16 protein-coding genes and 3 pseudogenes are annotated in these 17,680 nt (G+C 62.6%); 6 read left to right on the top strand and 13 right to left on the bottom strand.

Going from position 1 to position 17,680, the window contains the following annotated elements:
* Positions 1–125: 125 nt before the first annotated feature.
* The 3 genes and pseudogenes from D3879_RS10305 (at position 126) to D3879_RS10295 (ending at position 2,328) form a co-directional block, all read left to right on the top strand.
* Positions 126–857 carry a TorF family putative porin gene (locus tag D3879_RS10305; RefSeq protein ID WP_119954152.1) on the top strand — a complete coding sequence of 244 codons (732 nt, stop codon included), beginning with the start codon at positions 126–128 and terminating at the stop codon, positions 855–857.
* Positions 785–1,873 (top strand): annotated as a pseudogene (locus tag D3879_RS10300) (methyl-accepting chemotaxis protein); the annotation flags it as partial. The gene D3879_RS10305 and the pseudogene D3879_RS10300, both read left to right, overlap by 73 nt.
* A 275-nt stretch (positions 1,874–2,148) precedes the next feature.
* On the top strand, positions 2,149–2,328 hold the full coding sequence (locus tag D3879_RS10295) for a CBS domain-containing protein (protein ID WP_420800908.1): 180 nt from the start codon (positions 2,149–2,151) through the stop codon (positions 2,326–2,328).
* Positions 2,329–2,341: 13 nt separating this feature from the next.
* Here D3879_RS10295 and D3879_RS10290 read toward each other — a convergent pair.
* Positions 2,342–3,193 (bottom strand): annotated as a pseudogene (locus D3879_RS10290) (LysR family transcriptional regulator).
* A gap of 235 nt (positions 3,194–3,428) precedes the next feature.
* Here D3879_RS10290 and D3879_RS10285 point away from each other — a divergent pair.
* Together D3879_RS10285 and D3879_RS26520 are read left to right on the top strand one after the other, a co-directional pair.
* On the top strand, positions 3,429–4,466 hold the full coding sequence (locus D3879_RS10285; RefSeq protein ID WP_119954149.1) for an LLM class flavin-dependent oxidoreductase: 1,038 nt from the start codon (positions 3,429–3,431) through the stop codon (positions 4,464–4,466).
* Between the two features lie 250 nt (positions 4,467–4,716).
* A pseudogene (locus D3879_RS26520) lies at positions 4,717–5,337 on the top strand (methyl-accepting chemotaxis protein); the annotation flags it as partial.
* 128 nt (positions 5,338–5,465) lie between these two features.
* Here the strand turns inward: D3879_RS26520 and D3879_RS10275 are convergent.
* The 5 genes from D3879_RS10275 to ribBA form a co-directional block, all read right to left on the bottom strand.
* Positions 5,466–6,623, bottom strand: a complete 1,158-nt coding sequence (locus D3879_RS10275) for an ABC transporter ATP-binding protein (protein ID WP_119954147.1) — start codon at positions 6,621–6,623, stop codon at positions 5,466–5,468.
* Between the two features lie 19 nt (positions 6,624–6,642).
* Positions 6,643–7,452, bottom strand: a complete 810-nt coding sequence (locus D3879_RS10270; protein WP_119954146.1) for an ABC transporter permease — start codon at positions 7,450–7,452, stop codon at positions 6,643–6,645.
* Positions 7,453–7,457: 5 nt separating this feature from the next.
* The gene (locus D3879_RS10265; protein ID WP_119954145.1) at positions 7,458–8,420 is read right to left on the bottom strand and encodes an ABC transporter permease; all 963 of its coding nucleotides are present in this window, start codon (positions 8,418–8,420) and stop codon (positions 7,458–7,460) included.
* Positions 8,405–9,430, bottom strand: coding sequence for a polyamine ABC transporter substrate-binding protein (locus tag D3879_RS10260; RefSeq protein ID WP_119954144.1), 1,026 nt, complete (start codon positions 9,428–9,430; stop codon positions 8,405–8,407). Before D3879_RS10260 ends, D3879_RS10265 begins: the two co-directional genes overlap by 16 nt.
* Before the next feature lie 498 nt (positions 9,431–9,928).
* Positions 9,929–11,038, bottom strand: coding sequence for a bifunctional 3,4-dihydroxy-2-butanone-4-phosphate synthase/GTP cyclohydrolase II (gene ribBA, locus D3879_RS10255; RefSeq protein ID WP_119954143.1), 1,110 nt, complete (start codon positions 11,036–11,038; stop codon positions 9,929–9,931).
* A gap of 92 nt (positions 11,039–11,130) precedes the next feature.
* Here ribBA and D3879_RS10250 point away from each other — a divergent pair, with 92 nt between their 5' ends.
* The gene (locus D3879_RS10250) at positions 11,131–11,430 is read left to right on the top strand and encodes a DUF1330 domain-containing protein (protein ID WP_119954142.1); all 300 of its coding nucleotides are present in this window, start codon (positions 11,131–11,133) and stop codon (positions 11,428–11,430) included.
* A 13-nt stretch (positions 11,431–11,443) separates the two neighbouring features.
* Here D3879_RS10250 and D3879_RS10245 read toward each other — a convergent pair whose 3' ends face one another.
* The 7 genes from D3879_RS10245 to D3879_RS10215 form a co-directional block, all read right to left on the bottom strand.
* A complete protein-coding gene (locus D3879_RS10245; protein ID WP_119954141.1) occupies positions 11,444–12,007 on the bottom strand; it encodes an NUDIX hydrolase in 564 nt (187 codons plus the stop codon).
* 4 nt (positions 12,008–12,011) lie between these two features.
* Positions 12,012–12,764, bottom strand: coding sequence for a GntR family transcriptional regulator (locus D3879_RS10240; RefSeq protein ID WP_119954140.1), 753 nt, complete (start codon positions 12,762–12,764; stop codon positions 12,012–12,014).
* A gap of 96 nt (positions 12,765–12,860) precedes the next feature.
* Positions 12,861–13,250, bottom strand: coding sequence for a carboxymuconolactone decarboxylase family protein (locus D3879_RS10235; RefSeq protein ID WP_119954139.1), 390 nt, complete (start codon positions 13,248–13,250; stop codon positions 12,861–12,863).
* A 63-nt stretch (positions 13,251–13,313) separates the two neighbouring features.
* Positions 13,314–14,765 carry an NAD-dependent succinate-semialdehyde dehydrogenase gene (locus D3879_RS10230; RefSeq protein WP_119954138.1) on the bottom strand — a complete coding sequence of 484 codons (1,452 nt, stop codon included), beginning with the start codon at positions 14,763–14,765 and terminating at the stop codon, positions 13,314–13,316.
* Positions 14,766–14,827: 62 nt separating this feature from the next.
* Positions 14,828–15,313 (bottom strand): flavin reductase family protein, encoded by a 486-nt coding sequence (locus D3879_RS10225; RefSeq protein WP_119954137.1) that lies wholly within the window; start codon positions 15,311–15,313, stop codon positions 14,828–14,830.
* 34 nt (positions 15,314–15,347) lie between these two features.
* Positions 15,348–16,829, bottom strand: coding sequence for an aldehyde dehydrogenase (locus D3879_RS10220; protein ID WP_119954136.1), 1,482 nt, complete (start codon positions 16,827–16,829; stop codon positions 15,348–15,350).
* Positions 16,826–17,659 carry an alpha/beta fold hydrolase gene (locus tag D3879_RS10215; RefSeq protein WP_119954135.1) on the bottom strand — a complete coding sequence of 278 codons (834 nt, stop codon included), beginning with the start codon at positions 17,657–17,659 and terminating at the stop codon, positions 16,826–16,828. The genes D3879_RS10220 and D3879_RS10215 overlap by 4 nt, the downstream gene beginning before the upstream one ends.
* Between the last annotated feature and the right edge of the window lie 21 nt (positions 17,660–17,680).

Raw genomic sequence — 17,680 nt, 5'->3', positions numbered from 1 at the left:
GCTACCCGCGGCCGCGCGCTTGCCGGCGGCCACCGTTCCCCAGAGGGAGAAAACCTGGCGCGGCACGGGGGATACGACGCCGCGCCGGGCGCAAGCAATCCACTACAACAACAACGGAGACACCGATGAAACGCATGATGACGCTCGGCTTGGCCAGCATCGTTCTGGCCCCCTGGACACTGACCCAGGCCATCACCCTCAACGATGATTTCAGTCTGGCGCTGGAGGCCGGCCTGCTCAGCGACTACCGTTCGCGCGGCATTTCGCAGACCCAGGGCGATCCGGCCGTGCAGGGCTCGGCGACGCTGCTGCATTCCAGCGGCCTGTATGCCGGGGCGTGGAGTTCCAACGTCGACTTCGGCTTCGACAGCAAGACCCGTCAGGAGCTGGACTACTACGCCGGCTACTACTGGCAGGCGACCGACGATATCGCCCTGGATGTCGCCTACTACAAGTACACCTATCCCAAGCAGAGCGATCTCAACTACAGCGAGTACTTCGCCGAGCTCAACCTCTACGGCGCACGCCTGGGCGGCTACTACTCCGACGATATCGCTGGCGACCAGAGCATGCTCTACAGCTATGTCGGCTACGGCACCGTGCTGCCCTACGCGGTCGGCCTGGACCTGCGCTACGGCCTGGCTGACTACAAGGACCCGGTGTGGATTTCCAGCAGCGGCAGCAGTCGCGACAGCTACCACGAATGGGAGGTCAAGCTGAGCAAGGAGGTCTTCGCCCTGAACTGGTCGCTGAGTTATATCGACACCGACCTGTCCCAGGCCGAATGCGCCAACTACATGGGCTTCGACGATGTCTGCTCGGCCACCGTGGTGGCTGGCGTCAGCAAATCCTTCTAAGTGTCTCGGTGCGCTGCCGGCGGGTAGCGCACCCAGGAGTGAGCGCCATGTGGTTTTCCAATGCAAACACGAAACTGGCGACTGAACTGTCAGCGTTGATTGGCGCGCTGCTGGGCGGACAGCCAGTGGATCTGGGCTCCGTCACCATCCTGTCCAAACAGCCGCAATTGCGTCAGGCATTCGAGCAACTGGGGCAGCATTTAACGCGGCGCGAGGCAGAGCAGGCCGCTCAGGTTGAGCGCTGCAACGCCGAGCAAGTGACTGCGTTGGGATGCCAGTTGGACGACAGCAATCGCGAGCAGTTACGCCTGCACCAATTGCTGGAGCATGCTCAGCAATTGTTGGCGCAACAACAGGCGCGTCTAGTCGAGTGGGAGCAGGAGGAGCAAGTCTGGGCGCTGACCCGACAGAACCTTACCGAAGGCTGCTGGGAACTGTTGGTAGTCAATGGCGACCCCGAGCACCCGCAGAGTCAAATACGTTGGACTGACCAGTTCCTCGCCTTGGTCGGCTACAGCCGCCAGGAGCTTCCGGATGGTTGGGACAGCTACAACCGCATTGCCCATCCGGATGATCTCAAGCAGGTCATGGGCAATTTCGATGAGCTGATGCGCAGCCACGATAGCCACTCGTCCTACGTTGTCGAGTACCGCATGCGGCACAAGAACCGTGGTGACATCTGGTTCCGTGAGCGTGGGCGATGCCTGCGCAACGAGCAGGGCGTGCTGCGGCGGGTGATCGGTGCAGTACGTGATATCAGTGACGAGAAACAGGCCGAAGCAGCGCGTGAGCGCGAGCAGGCGGCCATTCAGGCCACCTACGGGCAGATCGCCCGAGTAGTTGGAGTGATCAAGAGTATTGCCGAGCAGACGAACCTTCTTGCCCTCAATGCTGCCATCGAAGCCGCCCGTGCGGGGGAGGTGGGTCGTGGCTTCTCGGTGGTCGCCGACGAAGTGAAGAACCTCGCCAGGCGTACCCGCGATGCTACTCAAGAGATTCAGGAGATGCTTAAGCGACGATAGTCGTTTGGCTGGTATACGAACTACTAACCGTTACGAGAGGCTGACTTAGACCTATTCCGTTGAAAAACTCGCCTGTTGAAAGATCGCTGCTCAGCCCGATGCCACTTTGCTCCGAGTGAATACCGATTTTTCAGGTCGTCGGAACATCTTTCTGAAGGCGATTCGGCATCGTCAGCCTGATCGACCTGATCAGCCATACTCGCCGCTCAGGTCGCTGCAACCTGCTCGGCCGTCTGGGGCTGCGTGGCGAGGTGCAGCTGGAGCAGGTGATGAGCAGACCGGTCACCTGCGTGGACAGCCGCACCCACGTGGTCGAGCTAATCCCCCTGTTGTCCGACCAGGGCCTGCATTGCCTGCCCGTGCTTGAGCAGGGTGAACTGGTGGGGATCGTCACCCAGACCGACTTGATTGCAGCCCTGCATCGGGATCTGATCATGCACTTGGGCTGAATCCCAATACTGTCTATATCAGCGGGTCCCGGCGTTGCGACCAGTCACTGTCGCCTTTGACCGCCTCACGCAACAGCGTGAAGGCCTGCTGCAGAACCGCCGAGTCCCGTTCGCGGGAATAGACCAGGTCGGTGAGATAGCTGAACTCCGGCGCCTTGGGCTCCCGTTCCAGAATCCCGCGGTCGAGGTAGCTCTGGACCACCCGGGTGCGGAAATAGCCGGAGCCGCCACTTTCGAGGATGTACTGCAGGGCCATCGGCCCCAGGTTGAAGCTGAGGGCGGCTTTGGCTTTATCCGGCAGCGCGGCGTCATGCTGACGGCGAAAGCCTTCGCCCCAGTCGATATAGGCTCCGCCGGCAAGCGGATCTGGATCAGTTTCTCCTCCAGCAGTTGCTCGACCTGTAGACCTGGCTAGTAGGCCGGCTGGTAAACCAGTGCGGCATCCAGCACCCCGAGCTCGAGTTGGCGCAGCAGGCTTTGACCGTCAGCAATTTCCGCGCGTATCGCGTGGGTTGGAATGTGCTCGCGTAATGTGCGCACCCAGCTGAGCATCAGCGGGTTGCACAGGCTGACTTCACCGCCGACGTGCAACAGGTTGCGGTAGCCATCCAGTAGCGGCAGATCACGCTGAGCGGCTTCCCAAGTCTGCACCATCTGGTTGGCATAAACGACGAAGGCCTCGCCGTTGGCCGTGAGTTTGGCCCCAGCACGATTACGCACGAATAGCTTGCAGTTGTGCTGGCTCTCGAGGTTCTGGACGCGCGCCGTGATGGCTGTCTGAGTGACGCGCAAGCAGCCCGGCTGCAGCAATGAAACTGCCACAACGAACGATTTCGAGAAAGGTGCGGGCGAGCTCGATATCCATGTGCCATCCCAGCTAGAAAGAGCGCGTCAGTTTACCCTTTTGCGTGAGATAGGTCGGGTGATCAAGATGGTTTTGAGATATTCCGTATTATGGTATACCATCACTTGGTGTTCGCTCACCCGCAGAGGGCGTCTGCCGATGTAGCGAAATCCAAGCCGATGCCGGACGTATGCACGGCATCTTCCGGTCTGCCTCAGGGGCATCACCGAATACAACAAAGGTCGAGGTAAGCGTCATGAAATTCTCTTTGTTCGTGCACATGGAGCGCTACGACGAGCAGGTAAGCCATCAGCAAGTGTTCGCGGATCTGGTCGAGCTGACCCAGATGGCAGAAGCCGGCGGCTTCCGTACCGTGTGGGTCGGTGAGCACCACGCGATGGAATACACCATCTCGCCGAGCCCGATGCCGATCCTGTCTTACCTGGCGGCGCGGACCACGACCATTCGCCTGGGGGCTGGCACCATCATCGCGCCGTTCTGGCATCCGATCCGCGTGGCGGGGGAGTGTGCCTTGCTCGATGTGATCAGCAACGGGCGGATGGAAGTCGGGCTGGCCCGCGGTGCCTACCAGTTCGAGTTCGACCGCATGGCCGGCGGTATGCCCGCGTCGAGCGGTGGCCAGCACCTGCGTGAGATGGTACCGGTGGTGAAGAAGCTCTGGCAGGGCGACTACGCCCACGACGGCGACGTGTGGAAATTCCCCACCTCGACCAGCGTGCCGAAGCCGCTGCAGCAACCCACGCCGCCGATGTGGATTGCCGCGCGCGATCCAGACTCGCACAACTTCGCGGTGAAGAACGGCTGCAATGTGATGGTGACTCCGTTGATGAAGGGCGACGAGGAAGTGCTCGACCTGGTCAACAAGTTCAACGGCGCCCTGGCCAACAACCCGGAAGTGGCACGCCCGCAACTGATGGTATTGCGGCATACCTTCGTCCACGAAGAGGGCGGCGATTGGGAAGTCGGGGCGCGGGGCATCTCGCGTTTCTACCGGACCTTCGAAGGCTGGTTCCACAACAAGCAGACTCCGGTGAATGGCTTTGTCGAGCCGACCAGCGAGGAGGCGGTCAAAGACCGTCCCGAGTACGACCTGAACAACCTGCGCAAGAACGTCATGATCGGCACGCCCGAGCAAGTCATCGCGCGGATCAAGCATTACCAGGAACTCGGTGTCGATGAGTTCAGCTTCTGGAGCGACAACAGCCTGTCGCATGCCGAGAAGAAGAAATCCCTGGAGCTGTTTATCAAGCACGTCGTCCCTGCCTTCGCCTGATTCGCTCAGCGCTTTGTAACCCGAACCCGGCCCGCCTTGCGCGGGCCGGGTTTTTTGGCGCCGCTCAAACAGGCTGAGTGCAGCGCGGGCTGCCTGGCTCGGTGCGAGAGGAAGTACCAAGGCGCTGCAGACGGTAGCCAAGATAACAGTCTGCCGCGCTATGTGAGCCTGCCGCTGGGTGGCGGCGCCACCGAACACCGCCGCCTGTAACACTCGGAGTCTTTATGCAGTTCAGGTCCATTCAGTTTTCCGTAGCTTGATCAGCCAGGTGGTGAGTTCGGTGCGGGAGCTCAACGCCGCCTCGAGCCATACCGCCAGCATCGCCATTCGCACGGATCAGGGCATCCACAAGCAGCTGGCCGAAATCGAACAGGTGGCCACCGCCGTGCATGAGATGGCGGCCACTGCGCAGGACGTCGCGCGCAATGCCAGCCAGGCCGCAGACGCGGCGCGCAACGCCGATCAGGCGGCGAATCAGGGCCACTGCCTGGCGGTGAACACCGCCGCGGCGATTACCCGTCTAACCTGCGATATCGGCTGTGCCGTCAGCGCCGTGCAGAACCTGGCCAGGGACGGCGAAAGCATCAATACCATCCTGGTGACCATCCGCAGCATCGCCGAGCAAACCAACCTGCTGGCGCTCAACGCGGCGATTGAGGCGGCGCGCGCCGGCGAGCAGGGCCGCGGCTTTGCCGTGGTGGCCGACGAAGTGCGCAACTTGGCGCAGAAGACCCAGCAGGCCACCGAAGAGGTGCATCGAATCATCCAGCAGTTGTAACTTGGCACGCGCGACGTGGTCCTGGTGATGGAGAGCAGCCAGGCTTATGTGGAAGGTTCGATAACCCCGAGAGCACGCAGTCTCAAGCGTATGGTTTGGGCGAAAAGCCCGCGAGGCGGTAGCTAGATAGGACTAGGTAGGACAAGGTTCACCGTGCACGCCCGAGGTGCCGACACAGGTGGTGTGCACAGTGAACCTTGTTTGGGAGGCCGTGGCGCCGGTCAGGCGCCGCCGGTCAATTTGCTGCCGAGGTCGGCATCATTCCATTCGCTGTAGACGCAGGCATCCGCCGCGGCCCAGCGCACGCGCACTTCGTGACCCGGTTGCAGCGGTAGCACGCCACCGGAGAGCGCTTTCACCGTCAGCGAAGTCCCGCCGGCGGTGCGCACGCTGTAGGTCAGGCTCTCGCCGAGGAATACCACCTCGGTGACGTTGGCCCGGATCTCGTTCCAACCCGCAGCGAGGCGCGTGCCTGCGGACTGCTCCAGCGTCAGCACCTCGGCTTTTTCCGGGCGCACCATCAGCAGCAACTCTTGCTCAGGTCGTACGCCAGCGGTCGGTCGCAGTGCCAGTGGCTGGCCTTCGAACTGTGCAGCGGCGTTGCCCAGGGCCTTCACCTTGAGGAAGTTCGAGTTGCCGAGGAAGGCTGCCACAAAGGCGTTCGGCGGGTTCTGGTAGAGGTCATAGCCGTTGCCCAGACCGACGATCTTGCCGTGGCTGAAGATGGCGATGCGCTGGGACAGACGCATGGCTTCTTCCTGGTCGTGAGTCACGTAGACGATGGTGATGCCCAGGCGCCGGTGCAGATGCCGCAGTTCGTCCTGCAGGTCCTCACGCAGCTTCTTGTCCAGTGCCCCGAGCGGTTCGTCCATCAGCAGGATGCGCGGTTCGTAGACCAGCGCGCGGGCGATTGCCACGCGTTGTTGCTGGCCTCCGGACAGCTGGGTGGGGCGGCGTTCGGCGAACTGTTCCAGCTGCACCAGTTTGAGCATGTCCTCGACCCTGCGTGCGCGCTCGCCGGCATCGCGTTTGCGGATCGACAGCGGGAAGCCAATGTTGTCGCGCACGGAGAGGTGCGGGAACAACGAGTAGCGCTGGAAAACCATGCCGATATTGCGTTTGTGCGGCGGCACCCGTACCAGCGACTGGCCTTCGACCAGAATCTCGCCAGAGGTAGGCGTTTCGAAGCCGGCCAGCATCGACAGGGTGGTGGTCTTGCCCGAGCCGCTGGAGCCGAGAAAGGTCAGGAATTCGCCGTCCTGGATTTCCAGCGAGACATCGTCCACGGCCTTGAAGCTGCCGTAGTGCTTGCTCAGGTTGCGCAGGCTGACCAGGGTGTTGGTTGCGCCTTCGGCGGCTTTTTGAATCACTGCACTCATTTGTCGAGTCTCCTGCGCCTCAGGCGCGAGTTTCGTTGCGGCGCTTGAGGCCGGCGGCAATGCCCATGACCAGTACCGATAGGGCGATCAGCAGCGTCGAGGCGACGGCGATCACCGGGGTCAGGTCCTGGCGCAAGGTGGTCCACATTTTCACGGGTAGGGTCTGCAGGTTCGGGCTGGCCATCATCACGCTCAGCACCACCTCGTCCCACGACACCAGGAAGGCGAACAGGGCGCCGGCAACCAGGCCGGGGCGGATCGCCGGGAAGGTGACCTTGAACACCGCCTGCAGCCGCGAGGCACCGCAGATCACCGCGGCATCCTCGATCGACTGGTCGAACAGCTTCAGCGAGTTGATGATCGAGATGATGGTGAACGGCAGCGCGACTATCACGTGGCTGACCACGAAGGAGAACAGCGTGCCGGTGTAGCCGAGCTTGAGGAACAGCGCGTAGACCGCCACGGCGATGATCACCAGCGGCACGATCATCGGTAGGGTGAAGAACGCGTACAGCAAGTCACGCCCGGGGAAGCGACCGCGGACCAGGGCGAAGGCGCACGGCAGGCCGAGAGCCACCGCGCAGATCGTGGTCAGTACCGCGACCCTAAGGCTGGTCAGTGCGGCGCCGATCCATTCCGGGTTGGCGAAGAACTGCTCGTACCACTTCAGGGTGTAGCCCGGCGGCGGGAATACCAGCCACTGTGAGGAGCCGAACGAGAGCAGCACGATGAACACGATCGGTAGCAGCAGGAACAGCGCGATCAGGCCGGTAGTCAGGTACAGGCTGCGGCGCAGGTTCGGGCCGAGTGCATTGGGGGTCAGTAACATTGCGGTTACCTCGAGTTGCTGGAGCCGACCGGGGATTCCGGTTGCAGCTTCAAGTAGAGGTAGAACAGCGCCAGGGTGAGCACGATCAGCAGTGCGGCTGCGGCGCTGGCCAATCCCCAGTTGAGGAAGGACTGCACCTGCTGGACGATGAACTCGGGCAGCATCATGTTCTGCGCCCCGCCCAGCAAGGAGGGCGTCACGTAGTAACCCAGCGACATGACGAAGACCATCAGCCCGCCGGAAAACAGCCCCGGTCGGCACAGCGGCAGGAACACCCGGTAGAAGTTGGTCCACTGGCTGGCGCCGCAGATAGAGCCGGCTTGCAGCACCATCGGGTCGATCGCCGACATGGTCGCCTGCAGCGGCAGGACGATGAACGGGATCATGATGTAGCTCATGCCGATCACCACGCCGCTGAGGTTATGCACCAGCTCCAGCGGTTGATCGATGATGCCTAGCGCGATCAGCAGCTTGTTGATCACCCCGGTCGATTGCAGCAGCACCAGCCAGGAGTAGCTACGTGCCAGCAGGCTGGTCCACATCGACAACAGCACGATGCTCAGCAGCCAGCGGCCCCAGCCACGCGGGGCGAGGGTAACAGCCCAGGCCAGCGGGAAGCCCAGCAGCAGGCTGATCAGGGTAACCAGGCCGGCGACGGCGAAGGTGTTGAACAGCACCCGTGCGTAAGCCGAGTTGGCGAACAACTGTTCGTAGTTGCCCAGCCCCGGCGTGGGCTCGAGCACGCCGCGCAGTAGCAGGGCGATCAGCGGCAGCAGGAAGAACAGGCCGAGGAAAATCAGCGCCGGCAACAGGTTTTGCGCGCCGCGCCAGCGCAGAGAGGCTTCGTTGCTTTGTTTCATCGGCACGGTCTGGGTGCTTTTTCGCGTGCTGGCGGCGCGGGCTGCGCCACCGGCAGGCTGGGCTAATTGCTCGGACTGGACGCCGGCCATCTTTATTTGACTAGCCATTCGTTCCACCGGGTCGCGATTGCCGGGCCATTCTTGGCCCAGTAAGCGAAGTCAAGCGTTATCTGGTCTTTAGCGTAGGCGGTCGGCAGATTGGGGGCGAGCTCAGGTTTGAGCTGGCTGACGCTGTCGAGGTTGACCGGGGCGTAGGCGGTCAGATTGGCGAACTCGGCCTGGCCCTTGGCGCTGCTGGCATTGGCGAGGAACTTCATGGCCGCGGCTTTGTTCTTCGCACCCTTGGGGATGACCAGGAAATCGGCCATGACCAGGTTCTGCTTCCAGCTCACGCCTACCGGTGCGCCGTCTTGTTGCAGGGCATAGACGCGACCGTTCCAGAATTGCCCGAGGGAGGCTTCACCCGAGGCCAGTAGTTGCTGCGACTGTGCACCGCCGCCCCACCAGACGATGTCCGGCTTGATGGTGTCGAGTTTCTTGAAGGCGCGGTCCAGATCCAGGGGGTAGAGCTTGTCTGGCGCTACGCCGTCGGCCAGCAAGGCCAGTTCGAGCACGCCGGGGCTCGGCCATTTGTACAGGGCGCGTTTGCCTGGGTAGGTCTTGGTGTCAAACAGGGCGCTCCAGTCTTGCGGTTCTTTGCCGCCCAGCTTGCCTTGGTTGTAGCCAAGCACGAAGGAGAAGAAGAACGAGCCGACGCCGTGGTCGGAGACGAAGCGCGGGTCGATCTTGTCGCGCTGGATCTGCGTGAAGTCCAGCGGCTCGATCAGGCCTTCGCTGGCGGCGCGCAAGGCGAAGTCGGCTTCGACATCGACCACATCCCACTGCACGTTGCCGCTTTCGACCATGGCCTTGAGTTTGCCATAGTCGGTTGGGCCGTCCTGTACCACTTGGATGCCGGTGGACTTGCCAAAGGGCTCAGCCCAAGCCTGCTTTTGCGCATCCTGGGTGGAGCCGCCCCAGCTGACGAAGTTCAGGCTGTCGGCGGCCATCGCCATGTTGCTACCCACCACCAGGGCCATAGCGGCGAGGGTAGAGGTCACGCGTTTTCTATCCAACATGCTGTATTCCTCGATTTTGTATTTGTTTTCGAGCCGTAACGCATGGAGCTGAAGCTGGTGAACGTGTGGCTCGGGGCCTGCCAATCTGTCCCGGTTTTGCCTCGGTGCTGCCCGTGTTCCGTGGGCTGAGGAGGCGATTTGCTTCCATTTCGCAGTAGACGGATTATGATTCAAATCCGTGGTCCATGGAATGTCATATTATGGTATTCCAAGATATGTGCAAGTCCTTAGCGACTTCCTTGATCTTGCTGAGGACTACCTTCCGACTGATGGTTGCCGGGCCGGCTCAGGACCGCTTAGAGGGCGTGCGCGCAGCCACCGCCATTCCCACGAAGGTTGGACCAGGGTAGGCAGGGGCCAGCCCCTGGAGCCCGACTCTGCATTTCGCTACGGCCGGGATTGCGGGGTATTTGGGGATGCGCTGACGCTGAACGCCTCACCACCGTCATTCCCGCGAAGGCGGGAACTCAGATAGAGGGAAAATCGGTTGGGGTCTGCTCACTCCTCGAAAGGAATGCTTTCCACCACTTCCAGGTCGTAACCGGTCAGCCCGGCATATTTCAGCGGCGGGCCGAGGTGGCGCAGTTTGCGCACGCCGAGGTCCTGCAGGATTTGCGCGCCGGTTCCGACTTCCGAGTAGATCCGCGACTGCGAACGGCTGAACTGCCGGCGTGCTTGGGTCAGTTGCGGCACCCGCTCGAGCAGGGCCTGGGACGACTCGCTGTTGGCCAGCACCACGACTACGCCATGGCCGTGCTCGGCGATTTTTTGCAGGGCCGCCCAGAGAGTCCAGTTTTTTGGCCCGGTGTATTCGGCACCGACCAGGTCGCGCAGCGAGTCTATCACGTGGACGCGCACCAGCGTCGGGGTGTCCGTCGCGATCTCACCCATTACCAGTGCCATGTGCACGCCGCCTTCGATGCGATCCTCGAAGGTGATCAGGCGGAAGGTGCCATGCACCGTGGGCAACTCGCGTTCGCCGATGCGGATGACGGTGTGCTCAGTGTTCAGGCGGTAGTGGATCAGATCGGCGATGGTGCCGATCTTGATCCCGTGCTGTTCGGCGAACACTTCCAGCTGCGGACGACGGGCCATGCTGCCGTCATCGTTCATCACCTCGACGATCACCGCCGCCGGGCTGAAGCCGGCCAGGCGCGCCAGGTCACAGCCGGCCTCGGTGTGCCCGGCGCGGGTCAGCACGCCGCCTTCCTTGGCGCGTAGCGGGAAGATATGCCCGGGCTGCACCAAGTCATCGGCTTTCGCGTTGGCGGCGACCGCTGCCTGCACGGTGCGTGCGCGGTCGGCCGCCGAGATGCCGGTGGTCACCCCATCGGCCGCCTCGATGGAGACGGTAAAGGCGGTGGCGAAGACGCTGCCATTGCTCGGCACCATTTGTTCCAGGCCAAGGCGCTGACAGTGCTCGTCGGTCAGGGTCAGGCAGATCAGGCCGCGCGCTTCACGGGCCATGAAGTTGATGGCGGCCGGCGTGACCCGTTCGGCGGCGAGGAGCAGGTCGCCTTCGTTCTCGCGGTCTTCGTCGTCGACCAGAAGCACCATCTTGCCCTGGCGGAAGTCTTCGATGATTTCTTCGATGCTGTTGAACGACATGGCGGCGGTCTCGCGGATCGGCGGGTGGCTACAAAATATTTGATAGTTTATGGTATACCATAATACCAATAAATCGAAATAGAGGAGGCACCATGAAGGCTTACTGGATTGCTCATGTGAATGTGACCGAGCCCACTCAGTATGGTGAATACACCGCGCGCGCACCGGCGGCTTTTGCGCTGTTCGGCGGAAAACTGCTGGCCCGTGGTGGCCGCAGCGAAGCCTTGGAGGGGCGGCCGACGCCGCAGCGTAGTGTGGTGATCGAATTTCCCTCTTACGAACAGGCGCTGGCCTGCTACCACTCGGCCGAATACCAGGACGCTTGCAAGCATCGCCAGGGGGTGGCGCAGGCCGAGGTGATTATCGTCGAAGGGTTCGAGCCCCAGGCTTGAGGCTCGGGAAGAGTTAGCGGATAAAGTGCACTTTGCCGCTGTCATCGTTGCCGATGTAGATGCCGTAGATCCCGGCCTGGCGTTCCTCGATATAGCGTTCGAGGATTTGCCGGATGGCCGGGTAGTAGATGCTCTCCCAAGGAATCTCCTCGGGGGCGAAGAAACGGTAGTCGAGGGTTTCCGGGCCGTATTGGCCAGTCACCTCTAGCGCGCTGGCGCGGAAGATGATGTACACCTCGCTGATCTGCGGCACGCTGAAGATCGAGTAGGGCGAGAGGATCTCGGCGCGCACGCCGCTTTCTTCCCAGACCTCGCGCAACGCCGCCTGCTCGGTGGTTTCGCCGTTCTCCATAAAGCCGGCCGGCAGCGTCCAGGAGCCTGGGCGAGGGGGGATGGCGCGTTGGCAGAGCAGGTATTTGCCGTCCTGCTCGATGATGCAGCCAGCGATGACTTTGGGGTTCTCGTAGTGGATATAGCCGCAGCCTGCGCAGACCAAGCGCTCATGGGTGTCGCCGGCGGGGAGCTGGCGGCTCAGGCCGGCGGCACCACAGTGCGGACAAAAGCGCGGGCTGGGCATGCTATCAGCGTCCTATACGTGGCTCTTTGAGGGCGATTGGGGTGGCGATCTCACGCAACTTGGCAGCTTCCTCCTGCTTGGTACGCAGGTAATCAAGCGCCACTTTGGCGGCCGCGCGAACATGATTGACCGAGGCTTGGTGCGCGGCCAGCGGGTCGCCACTCTTGATGGCCTCGACGATCAGTTCCATTTCCTGGTTGCTCGCGCCACGGCGGTTTGCCTGCGACACCGAGGTCGCGCGCAGGTAGCTGATGCGCGCCTGCAACTGGCGCAACTGGGTCGCGGCTATATGGTTGCCGGAGCCCTCTAATAGCACGTCGTAGAAACCCTGCACCGAGTCGATCACCTGCTGCAATTCGCCTTCCTTGAGGGCCTCGCGGTTTACCGCGAGGGCTCGTTCCAGCGCGCGGATATTCTTGGGTTTGGCGTTCAAGGTGAACAGTTGAACGATCAGCCCCTCGAGTACGCAGCGCAACTCGTAGATGTCGCGGGCATCTTCCAGGGTGATGATCGCCACCCGTGGGCCCTTGGCATCGGCGAACTCCACCAGTCCTTCGGACTCCAAGTGCCGAAGCGCTTCACGCACCGAGGTGCGACTGACGCCGAGACGATCACAGAGATCGCGCTCGACCAGGCGATCGCCGGGCATCAACTGGAAATTCATGATCGCGCTGCGCAACTTTTCCAACACGATTTCGCGCAGAGTGATGGGGTTGTGATTGACCTTGAAGCTGTCATCGAGAGGCAGGCGTTTCATGGGGTCCGCTCTGGTTATGGCTGTCCGTAGGAAAGTGCCGGAGCACCTAATAGTCGCTCGATCATAGGGGCTCGGCGCGTTTCGGAAAACCTGAAGTTAAGTGGCGCTCTCGGCTTCGGCTTCGGCGAAAGCTTCGCGGGCAATGCGGAAGCTGTCGACCGCCGCCGGGACGCCGCAGTAGATGCCGACCTGTAGCAAAATCTCGCGAATCTGCTCACGGCTGAGGCCGTTACGCAGGGCGCCGCGCACATGCAGCTTGAGTTCGTGCGGGCGGTTGAGTGCCGAAATCATGGCCAAGTTTATCATGCTGCGTTGTTGCAGCGACAAACCCTCCCGGCCCCAGACGTGGCCCCAGCAGTACTCGGTGACCAGTTCCTGCAGCGGCCGGCTGAAGTCGTCGGCATTCTCGATCGACTTGTTCACGTAGGCCTCGCCGAGCACCTGGGTGCGGATTGCCAGGCCTTGCTGGTATTTGTCGTTGCTCATGTCGATCTCCTGCGCAGTGAAGCTGTGTTAAGCGCCGCGCCAGGCGCGGCGACCGTGAGCGGGTTAAAGCCCGCCCATCAGCGTGTATTTGATTTCCAGGTAGTCCTCGATGCCGTATTTAGAGCCTTCGCGGCCCAGGCCCGAGGATTTGATCCCGCCGAAGGGTGCCACTTCGGTGGAGATCAGCCCTTCGTTGATACCGACCATGCCGTACTCCAGTGCCTCGCTCATGCGCCAGGCGCGGCCCAAGTCACGGGTGTAGCAGTAAGCGGCGAGGCCGTATTCGGTGTCGTTGGCCAGCTGCACGGCTTCGGCTTCGCTGCTGAAGCGGAACACCGCCGCCAGCGGGCCAAAGGTTTCTTCGCGGGCCACTTTCATCTCGGTGGTCACGTCGGCGAGCACTGTCGGCTGGTAGAAACCATGGCCGAGCGCGTGGCGTTCGCCGCCGCAGAGCAGCTGCGCGCCATGCTCTAGGGCATCCTGTACATGGTCATCGACCTTGGCCACCGCGCGTTCGTTGATCAGCGGCCCTTGGGTCACCCCAGTATCCAGGCCATTGCCGACCTTGAATTCGAGCACCCGCTCGGTCAGCCGCGCGACGAAGGCGTCATGGATGCCGTCCTGCACCAGGAAGCGGTTGACGCACACGCAGGTCTGCCCGGCATTGCGGAACTTGGCGATCAGCGCGCCTTCGACCGCGCGTTCCAGGTCGGCGTCATCGAAGACGATAAAGGGTGCGTTGCCACCCAGTTCCAGGGAGACTTTTTTCAGCGTATCGGCGCATTGCGCCATCAACAGCTTGCCGATGGCCGTGGAGCCGGTGAAAGACAGCTTGCGCACGTCGGCGCTGCTGGTCAGTTCGGCGCCGATGGCCACTGCATCGCCGGTGATCACGTTAAAGATCCCTGGTGGGATGCCAGCCTCTTCCGCCAGCGCGGCCATGGCTAGGGCGGAGAAGGGCGTTTCCGGTGCCGGTTTGACGATGCACGGGCAGCCGGCGGCTAAGGCGGGGCCGGCCTTGCGGGTGATCATCGCGGTGGGGAAGTTCCACGGGGTGATGGCCGCCACTACGCCGATCGGCTCCTTGCTGACGACTATCCGCGCATCGCCCTTGTGGCTGGGGATGGTGTCGCCGTAGATGCGCTTGGCCTCTTCGGCGAACCACTCGATGAAGCTGGCGGCGTAGAGGATTTCGCCTTTGGCCTCGGCTAGCGGCTTGCCCTGTTCGAGGGTGAGGATCTGCGCCAGGGCGTCGGCATGTTCCAGCATCAGCGCATGCCAGCGTTTGAGGATGGCGCTGCGTTCCTTGGCCGTGCGCGCGCGCCAGGCCGGCCAGGCGGCAGTCGCCGCGCTGATGACGTCCTGGGTTTCTGTCGCGCCCATATGCGGCACCCGGCCGAGCACTTCGCCAGTGGCCGGGTTGTGGATCGCACGACTTTCGCCGTTTAGGGCATCGCGCCATTGGCCGTTGAGATAGGCCTGCTGGCGGAACAGGTGTAAGGCTGCTGGGGTCATGCCGGCTCCATAGAGGAAAAGGAAGGGCGCGAGTGGGACGTGCGCGCGGCCCTTCGGAAAAGTCAGGCAACGGCGGGCAGGGCGCCGAGCTTGCCGTGGCAGTAGATCATCGGCGTCAGCTCTTCTTCGGGCAGGATCAGGTTCTTCACCTTGCCGACCAGGATCGCGTGGTCCCCACCTTCGTACTCGCGCCACAACTCGCACTCGATGATCGCGGTGGCATGACTCAGGATCGGGTTGCCCAAGGCGCTGAGGTGCCAATCGATGCCCTCGGCCTTGTCCTTGCCCTTGCGCGCAAAGGCGTAGGCCACGGCCTGCTGGTCGGCGCTGAGCACGTGAATGGCGAACTGCTTGCTGTGGCACAGCACCGGGTAGGAGTCCGAGGCGTAGTTGGGGCAAAACAGCACCAATGCCGGGTCTATCGACAGGGCGCTGAAGGCGCTGGCGGTGATGCCGACGATGTCGCCGTTTTCATCCAGTGCGGTGACCACGGTGACGCCGGATGGGAAGGAGCCCATTACCTGCTTGTAGATGCCTGGTTCGATCATTTTCTATACCTTGTGTTCTGGGCGGTGGTGGCGGTTAACGCATGACAAAGGGGTCGGGCATCGGCGCTTGCGAGAGGTTGATCCACACCGTTTTCAACTCGGTGTAGGCGAGCACCGAGTCGATGCCGCTCTCGCGACCGTAGCCGCTGTTCTTGAAACCACCGATTGGCGCCATGGCCGACACGGCGCGATAGGTATTGACCCAGATGATTCCGGAGCGGATGTCGCGGGCCAGGCGGTGGGCGCGGCCGAGGTCGCGGGTCCAGATGCCGGCGGCGAGACCGAACTGCGAGTCGTTGGCGATGGCCAAGGCTTCGGCTTCGTCTTTGAAGCGGATCACCGCGGCGACGGGGCCGAAGACTTCTTCCTGCATGATCTTCATCGAGTTCTGGTCGCATTCGAACAGGGTCGGTTCGTAGTACCAGCCGTTGCTGTCGAGCTGCGCACGCTTGCCGCCCAGGCGCAGTGTGGCGCCTTCGGCGAGGGCGTCGGCGACTAGGCCTTCGACCACCGCGAGTTGCTGGGCGGTGGCCAGCGGGCCCATCTCGCTGCTCTCATCCTGCGGGTTGCCGATGCGGATGCGTTGGGCCCGCGCGACCAGGCGTTCGATGAACTCGTCGTAGATTTCGTCCTGCACCAGCAGGCGCGAGCCGGCGACGCAGCTTTGCCCGGCGGCGGCGTAGATACCGGCAACGGCACCGTTGACGGCGCTGTCGAGATCGGCATCGGCGAAGATGATGTTCGGCGACTTGCCGCCAAGTTCCAGCGACAACTTGGCGAAGTTCTCCGCGCTGCTGCGCACCACATGGCGAGCGGTAGCCGCGCCACCGGTGAAGGCGATTTTGCGCACCAACGGATGGCGGGTTAGTGCCGCGCCGGTGCTCGGGCCGTAACCGGTGACTACATTGACCACGCCCGGCGGGATTCCCGCTTCCAGCGCCAGTCGAGCCAGTTCGAGGATGGTCGCCGAAGCGTGCTCGGATGGCTTGAGGACGATGGTGTTACCGGCCGCCAGTGCCGGCGCCAGCTTGATCGCGGTCAAGTACAGCGGGCTGTTCCAGGGAATGATCCCGGCCACCACGCCCATCGGCTCATGCACGGTGTAGGCGAACAGATCCGGCTTATCCAGCGGCAGGGTGCCGCCTTCGAGCTTGTCGGCCAGGCCTGCGGTGTAGTGGAAAAACTCCGGCAGGTAGCCGACCTGACCGCGGGTTTCGCGGATCAGTTTGCCGTTGTCGCGGCTTTCCAGCTGGGCCAGGTGTTCTCTGTTCTCGGCAATCAGATCGCCGAGGCGGCGCAGCAGTTTGCCCCGCGCGGTGGCAGTCAAGCCGCGCCAGGCTGGGCTTTCGAAAGCCTTTTGCGCGGACTGTACGGCCCGCTCGACATCCGCTTCATCGGCATCGGGCAGTTCTGCCCAAGGCTCGGCGAGTGCCGGGTTGAGGCTTTGGAAGGTCTTGCCGGAAAGGGCATCGAGCCACTGGCCGTCGATGCACATGCGAAAGCGTTCGAGGGTCATGCAACGATCTCCTTCACGTTAGGCGTAGCCGCCAGGGCACGGTTGAGGAAGTTCAGCAGCATCTGGTTGATAAGACGCGGCGACTCTACCGGCATCATATGCCGCTGCTCTTCGAGCACGACCGCTTGCGCACCGGGAATCCGCTCGGCCAGTTGCCGGGCCATTTCCGGCGTAGAGCCGGGATCCAGTTCGCCGGTGGCGACCAGCGTGGCGACCTGGATACTGCCGAGGTCGTCGACGCGGTACATGTCCTGGGTGGCAAACAGCTCATAGGTGGTCAGGTAGCCCAGCGGATCGTTGCTCGCCAGCGTTTGCCGGATGGCGGCGATCTGGGCCGGGTTGGCGGCCTGGTATTCACGACTGAACCAGCGCGACAAGGCAGCTTCGGCGTTGGCATCCGGGCCGTGTTCAGCGGCCTGACTGGTGCGCTCGATCACGCCGGCGCGCTGTTCCGGGCTGCGATTGAACACGCTATTGAGGATCGCCAGGCCGTTCAACCGGGCGGGGTAGTGCAGGGCAAACGCCCGCGCCACCAAGCCGCCCATGGAGAAACCGACCACTACGGCCTGCGTCAGGCCGAGATGATCGAGCAGTTCGAGCAACTGCTCGGCATAGCCGATCAGCTCAGTGCCTTGCGCCGGGCGCGGGCTGGCGCCGTGGCCAAGCATGTCATAGGCGATCACACGGAAATGCGGCGCCAGGCCAACGATCTGGCCGCCCCACATTTCCTTGTTCAGGCCGACGCCGTGGATCAATACCACGGGCTGGCCTTGGCCGGTCGCCAGGTAGCTGGTGCCGGCCGGAGTACGTTCAGCGGTGAGCCGAATCATGAAATGCTCCTGCACGTGCCT

This window comes from Pseudomonas cavernicola (assembly GCF_003596405.1).
Lineage (GTDB): Bacteria > Pseudomonadota > Gammaproteobacteria > Pseudomonadales > Pseudomonadaceae > Aquipseudomonas > Aquipseudomonas cavernicola.
This window is presented reverse-complemented; position numbering and strand designations above follow the sequence as displayed.

What these genes read in the sequence shown, in the direction of transcription:
- D3879_RS10305 (WP_119954152.1), top strand. Translation starts at nt 126, where the DNA reads ATGAAACGCATGATGACGCTCGGCTTGGCCAGCATCGTTCTGGCCCCC.
- D3879_RS10295 (WP_420800908.1), top strand. Translation starts at nt 2,149, where the DNA reads ATGAGCAGACCGGTCACCTGCGTGGACAGCCGCACCCACGTGGTCGAG.
- D3879_RS10285 (WP_119954149.1), top strand. Translation starts at nt 3,429, where the DNA reads ATGAAATTCTCTTTGTTCGTGCACATGGAGCGCTACGACGAGCAGGTA.
- D3879_RS10275 (WP_119954147.1), bottom strand. Translation starts at nt 6,623, where the DNA reads ATGAGTGCAGTGATTCAAAAAGCCGCCGAAGGCGCAACCAACACCCTG.
- D3879_RS10270 (WP_119954146.1), bottom strand. Translation starts at nt 7,452, where the DNA reads ATGTTACTGACCCCCAATGCACTCGGCCCGAACCTGCGCCGCAGCCTG.
- D3879_RS10265 (WP_119954145.1), bottom strand. Translation starts at nt 8,420, where the DNA reads ATGGCTAGTCAAATAAAGATGGCCGGCGTCCAGTCCGAGCAATTAGCC.
- D3879_RS10260 (WP_119954144.1), bottom strand. Translation starts at nt 9,430, where the DNA reads ATGTTGGATAGAAAACGCGTGACCTCTACCCTCGCCGCTATGGCCCTG.
- ribBA (WP_119954143.1), bottom strand. Translation starts at nt 11,038, where the DNA reads ATGTCGTTCAACAGCATCGAAGAAATCATCGAAGACTTCCGCCAGGGC.
- D3879_RS10250 (WP_119954142.1), top strand. Translation starts at nt 11,131, where the DNA reads ATGAAGGCTTACTGGATTGCTCATGTGAATGTGACCGAGCCCACTCAG.
- D3879_RS10245 (WP_119954141.1), bottom strand. Translation starts at nt 12,007, where the DNA reads ATGCCCAGCCCGCGCTTTTGTCCGCACTGTGGTGCCGCCGGCCTGAGC.
- D3879_RS10240 (WP_119954140.1), bottom strand. Translation starts at nt 12,764, where the DNA reads ATGAAACGCCTGCCTCTCGATGACAGCTTCAAGGTCAATCACAACCCC.
- D3879_RS10235 (WP_119954139.1), bottom strand. Translation starts at nt 13,250, where the DNA reads ATGAGCAACGACAAATACCAGCAAGGCCTGGCAATCCGCACCCAGGTG.
- D3879_RS10230 (WP_119954138.1), bottom strand. Translation starts at nt 14,765, where the DNA reads ATGACCCCAGCAGCCTTACACCTGTTCCGCCAGCAGGCCTATCTCAAC.
- D3879_RS10225 (WP_119954137.1), bottom strand. Translation starts at nt 15,313, where the DNA reads ATGATCGAACCAGGCATCTACAAGCAGGTAATGGGCTCCTTCCCATCC.
- D3879_RS10220 (WP_119954136.1), bottom strand. Translation starts at nt 16,829, where the DNA reads ATGACCCTCGAACGCTTTCGCATGTGCATCGACGGCCAGTGGCTCGAT.
- D3879_RS10215 (WP_119954135.1), bottom strand. Translation starts at nt 17,659, where the DNA reads ATGATTCGGCTCACCGCTGAACGTACTCCGGCCGGCACCAGCTACCTG.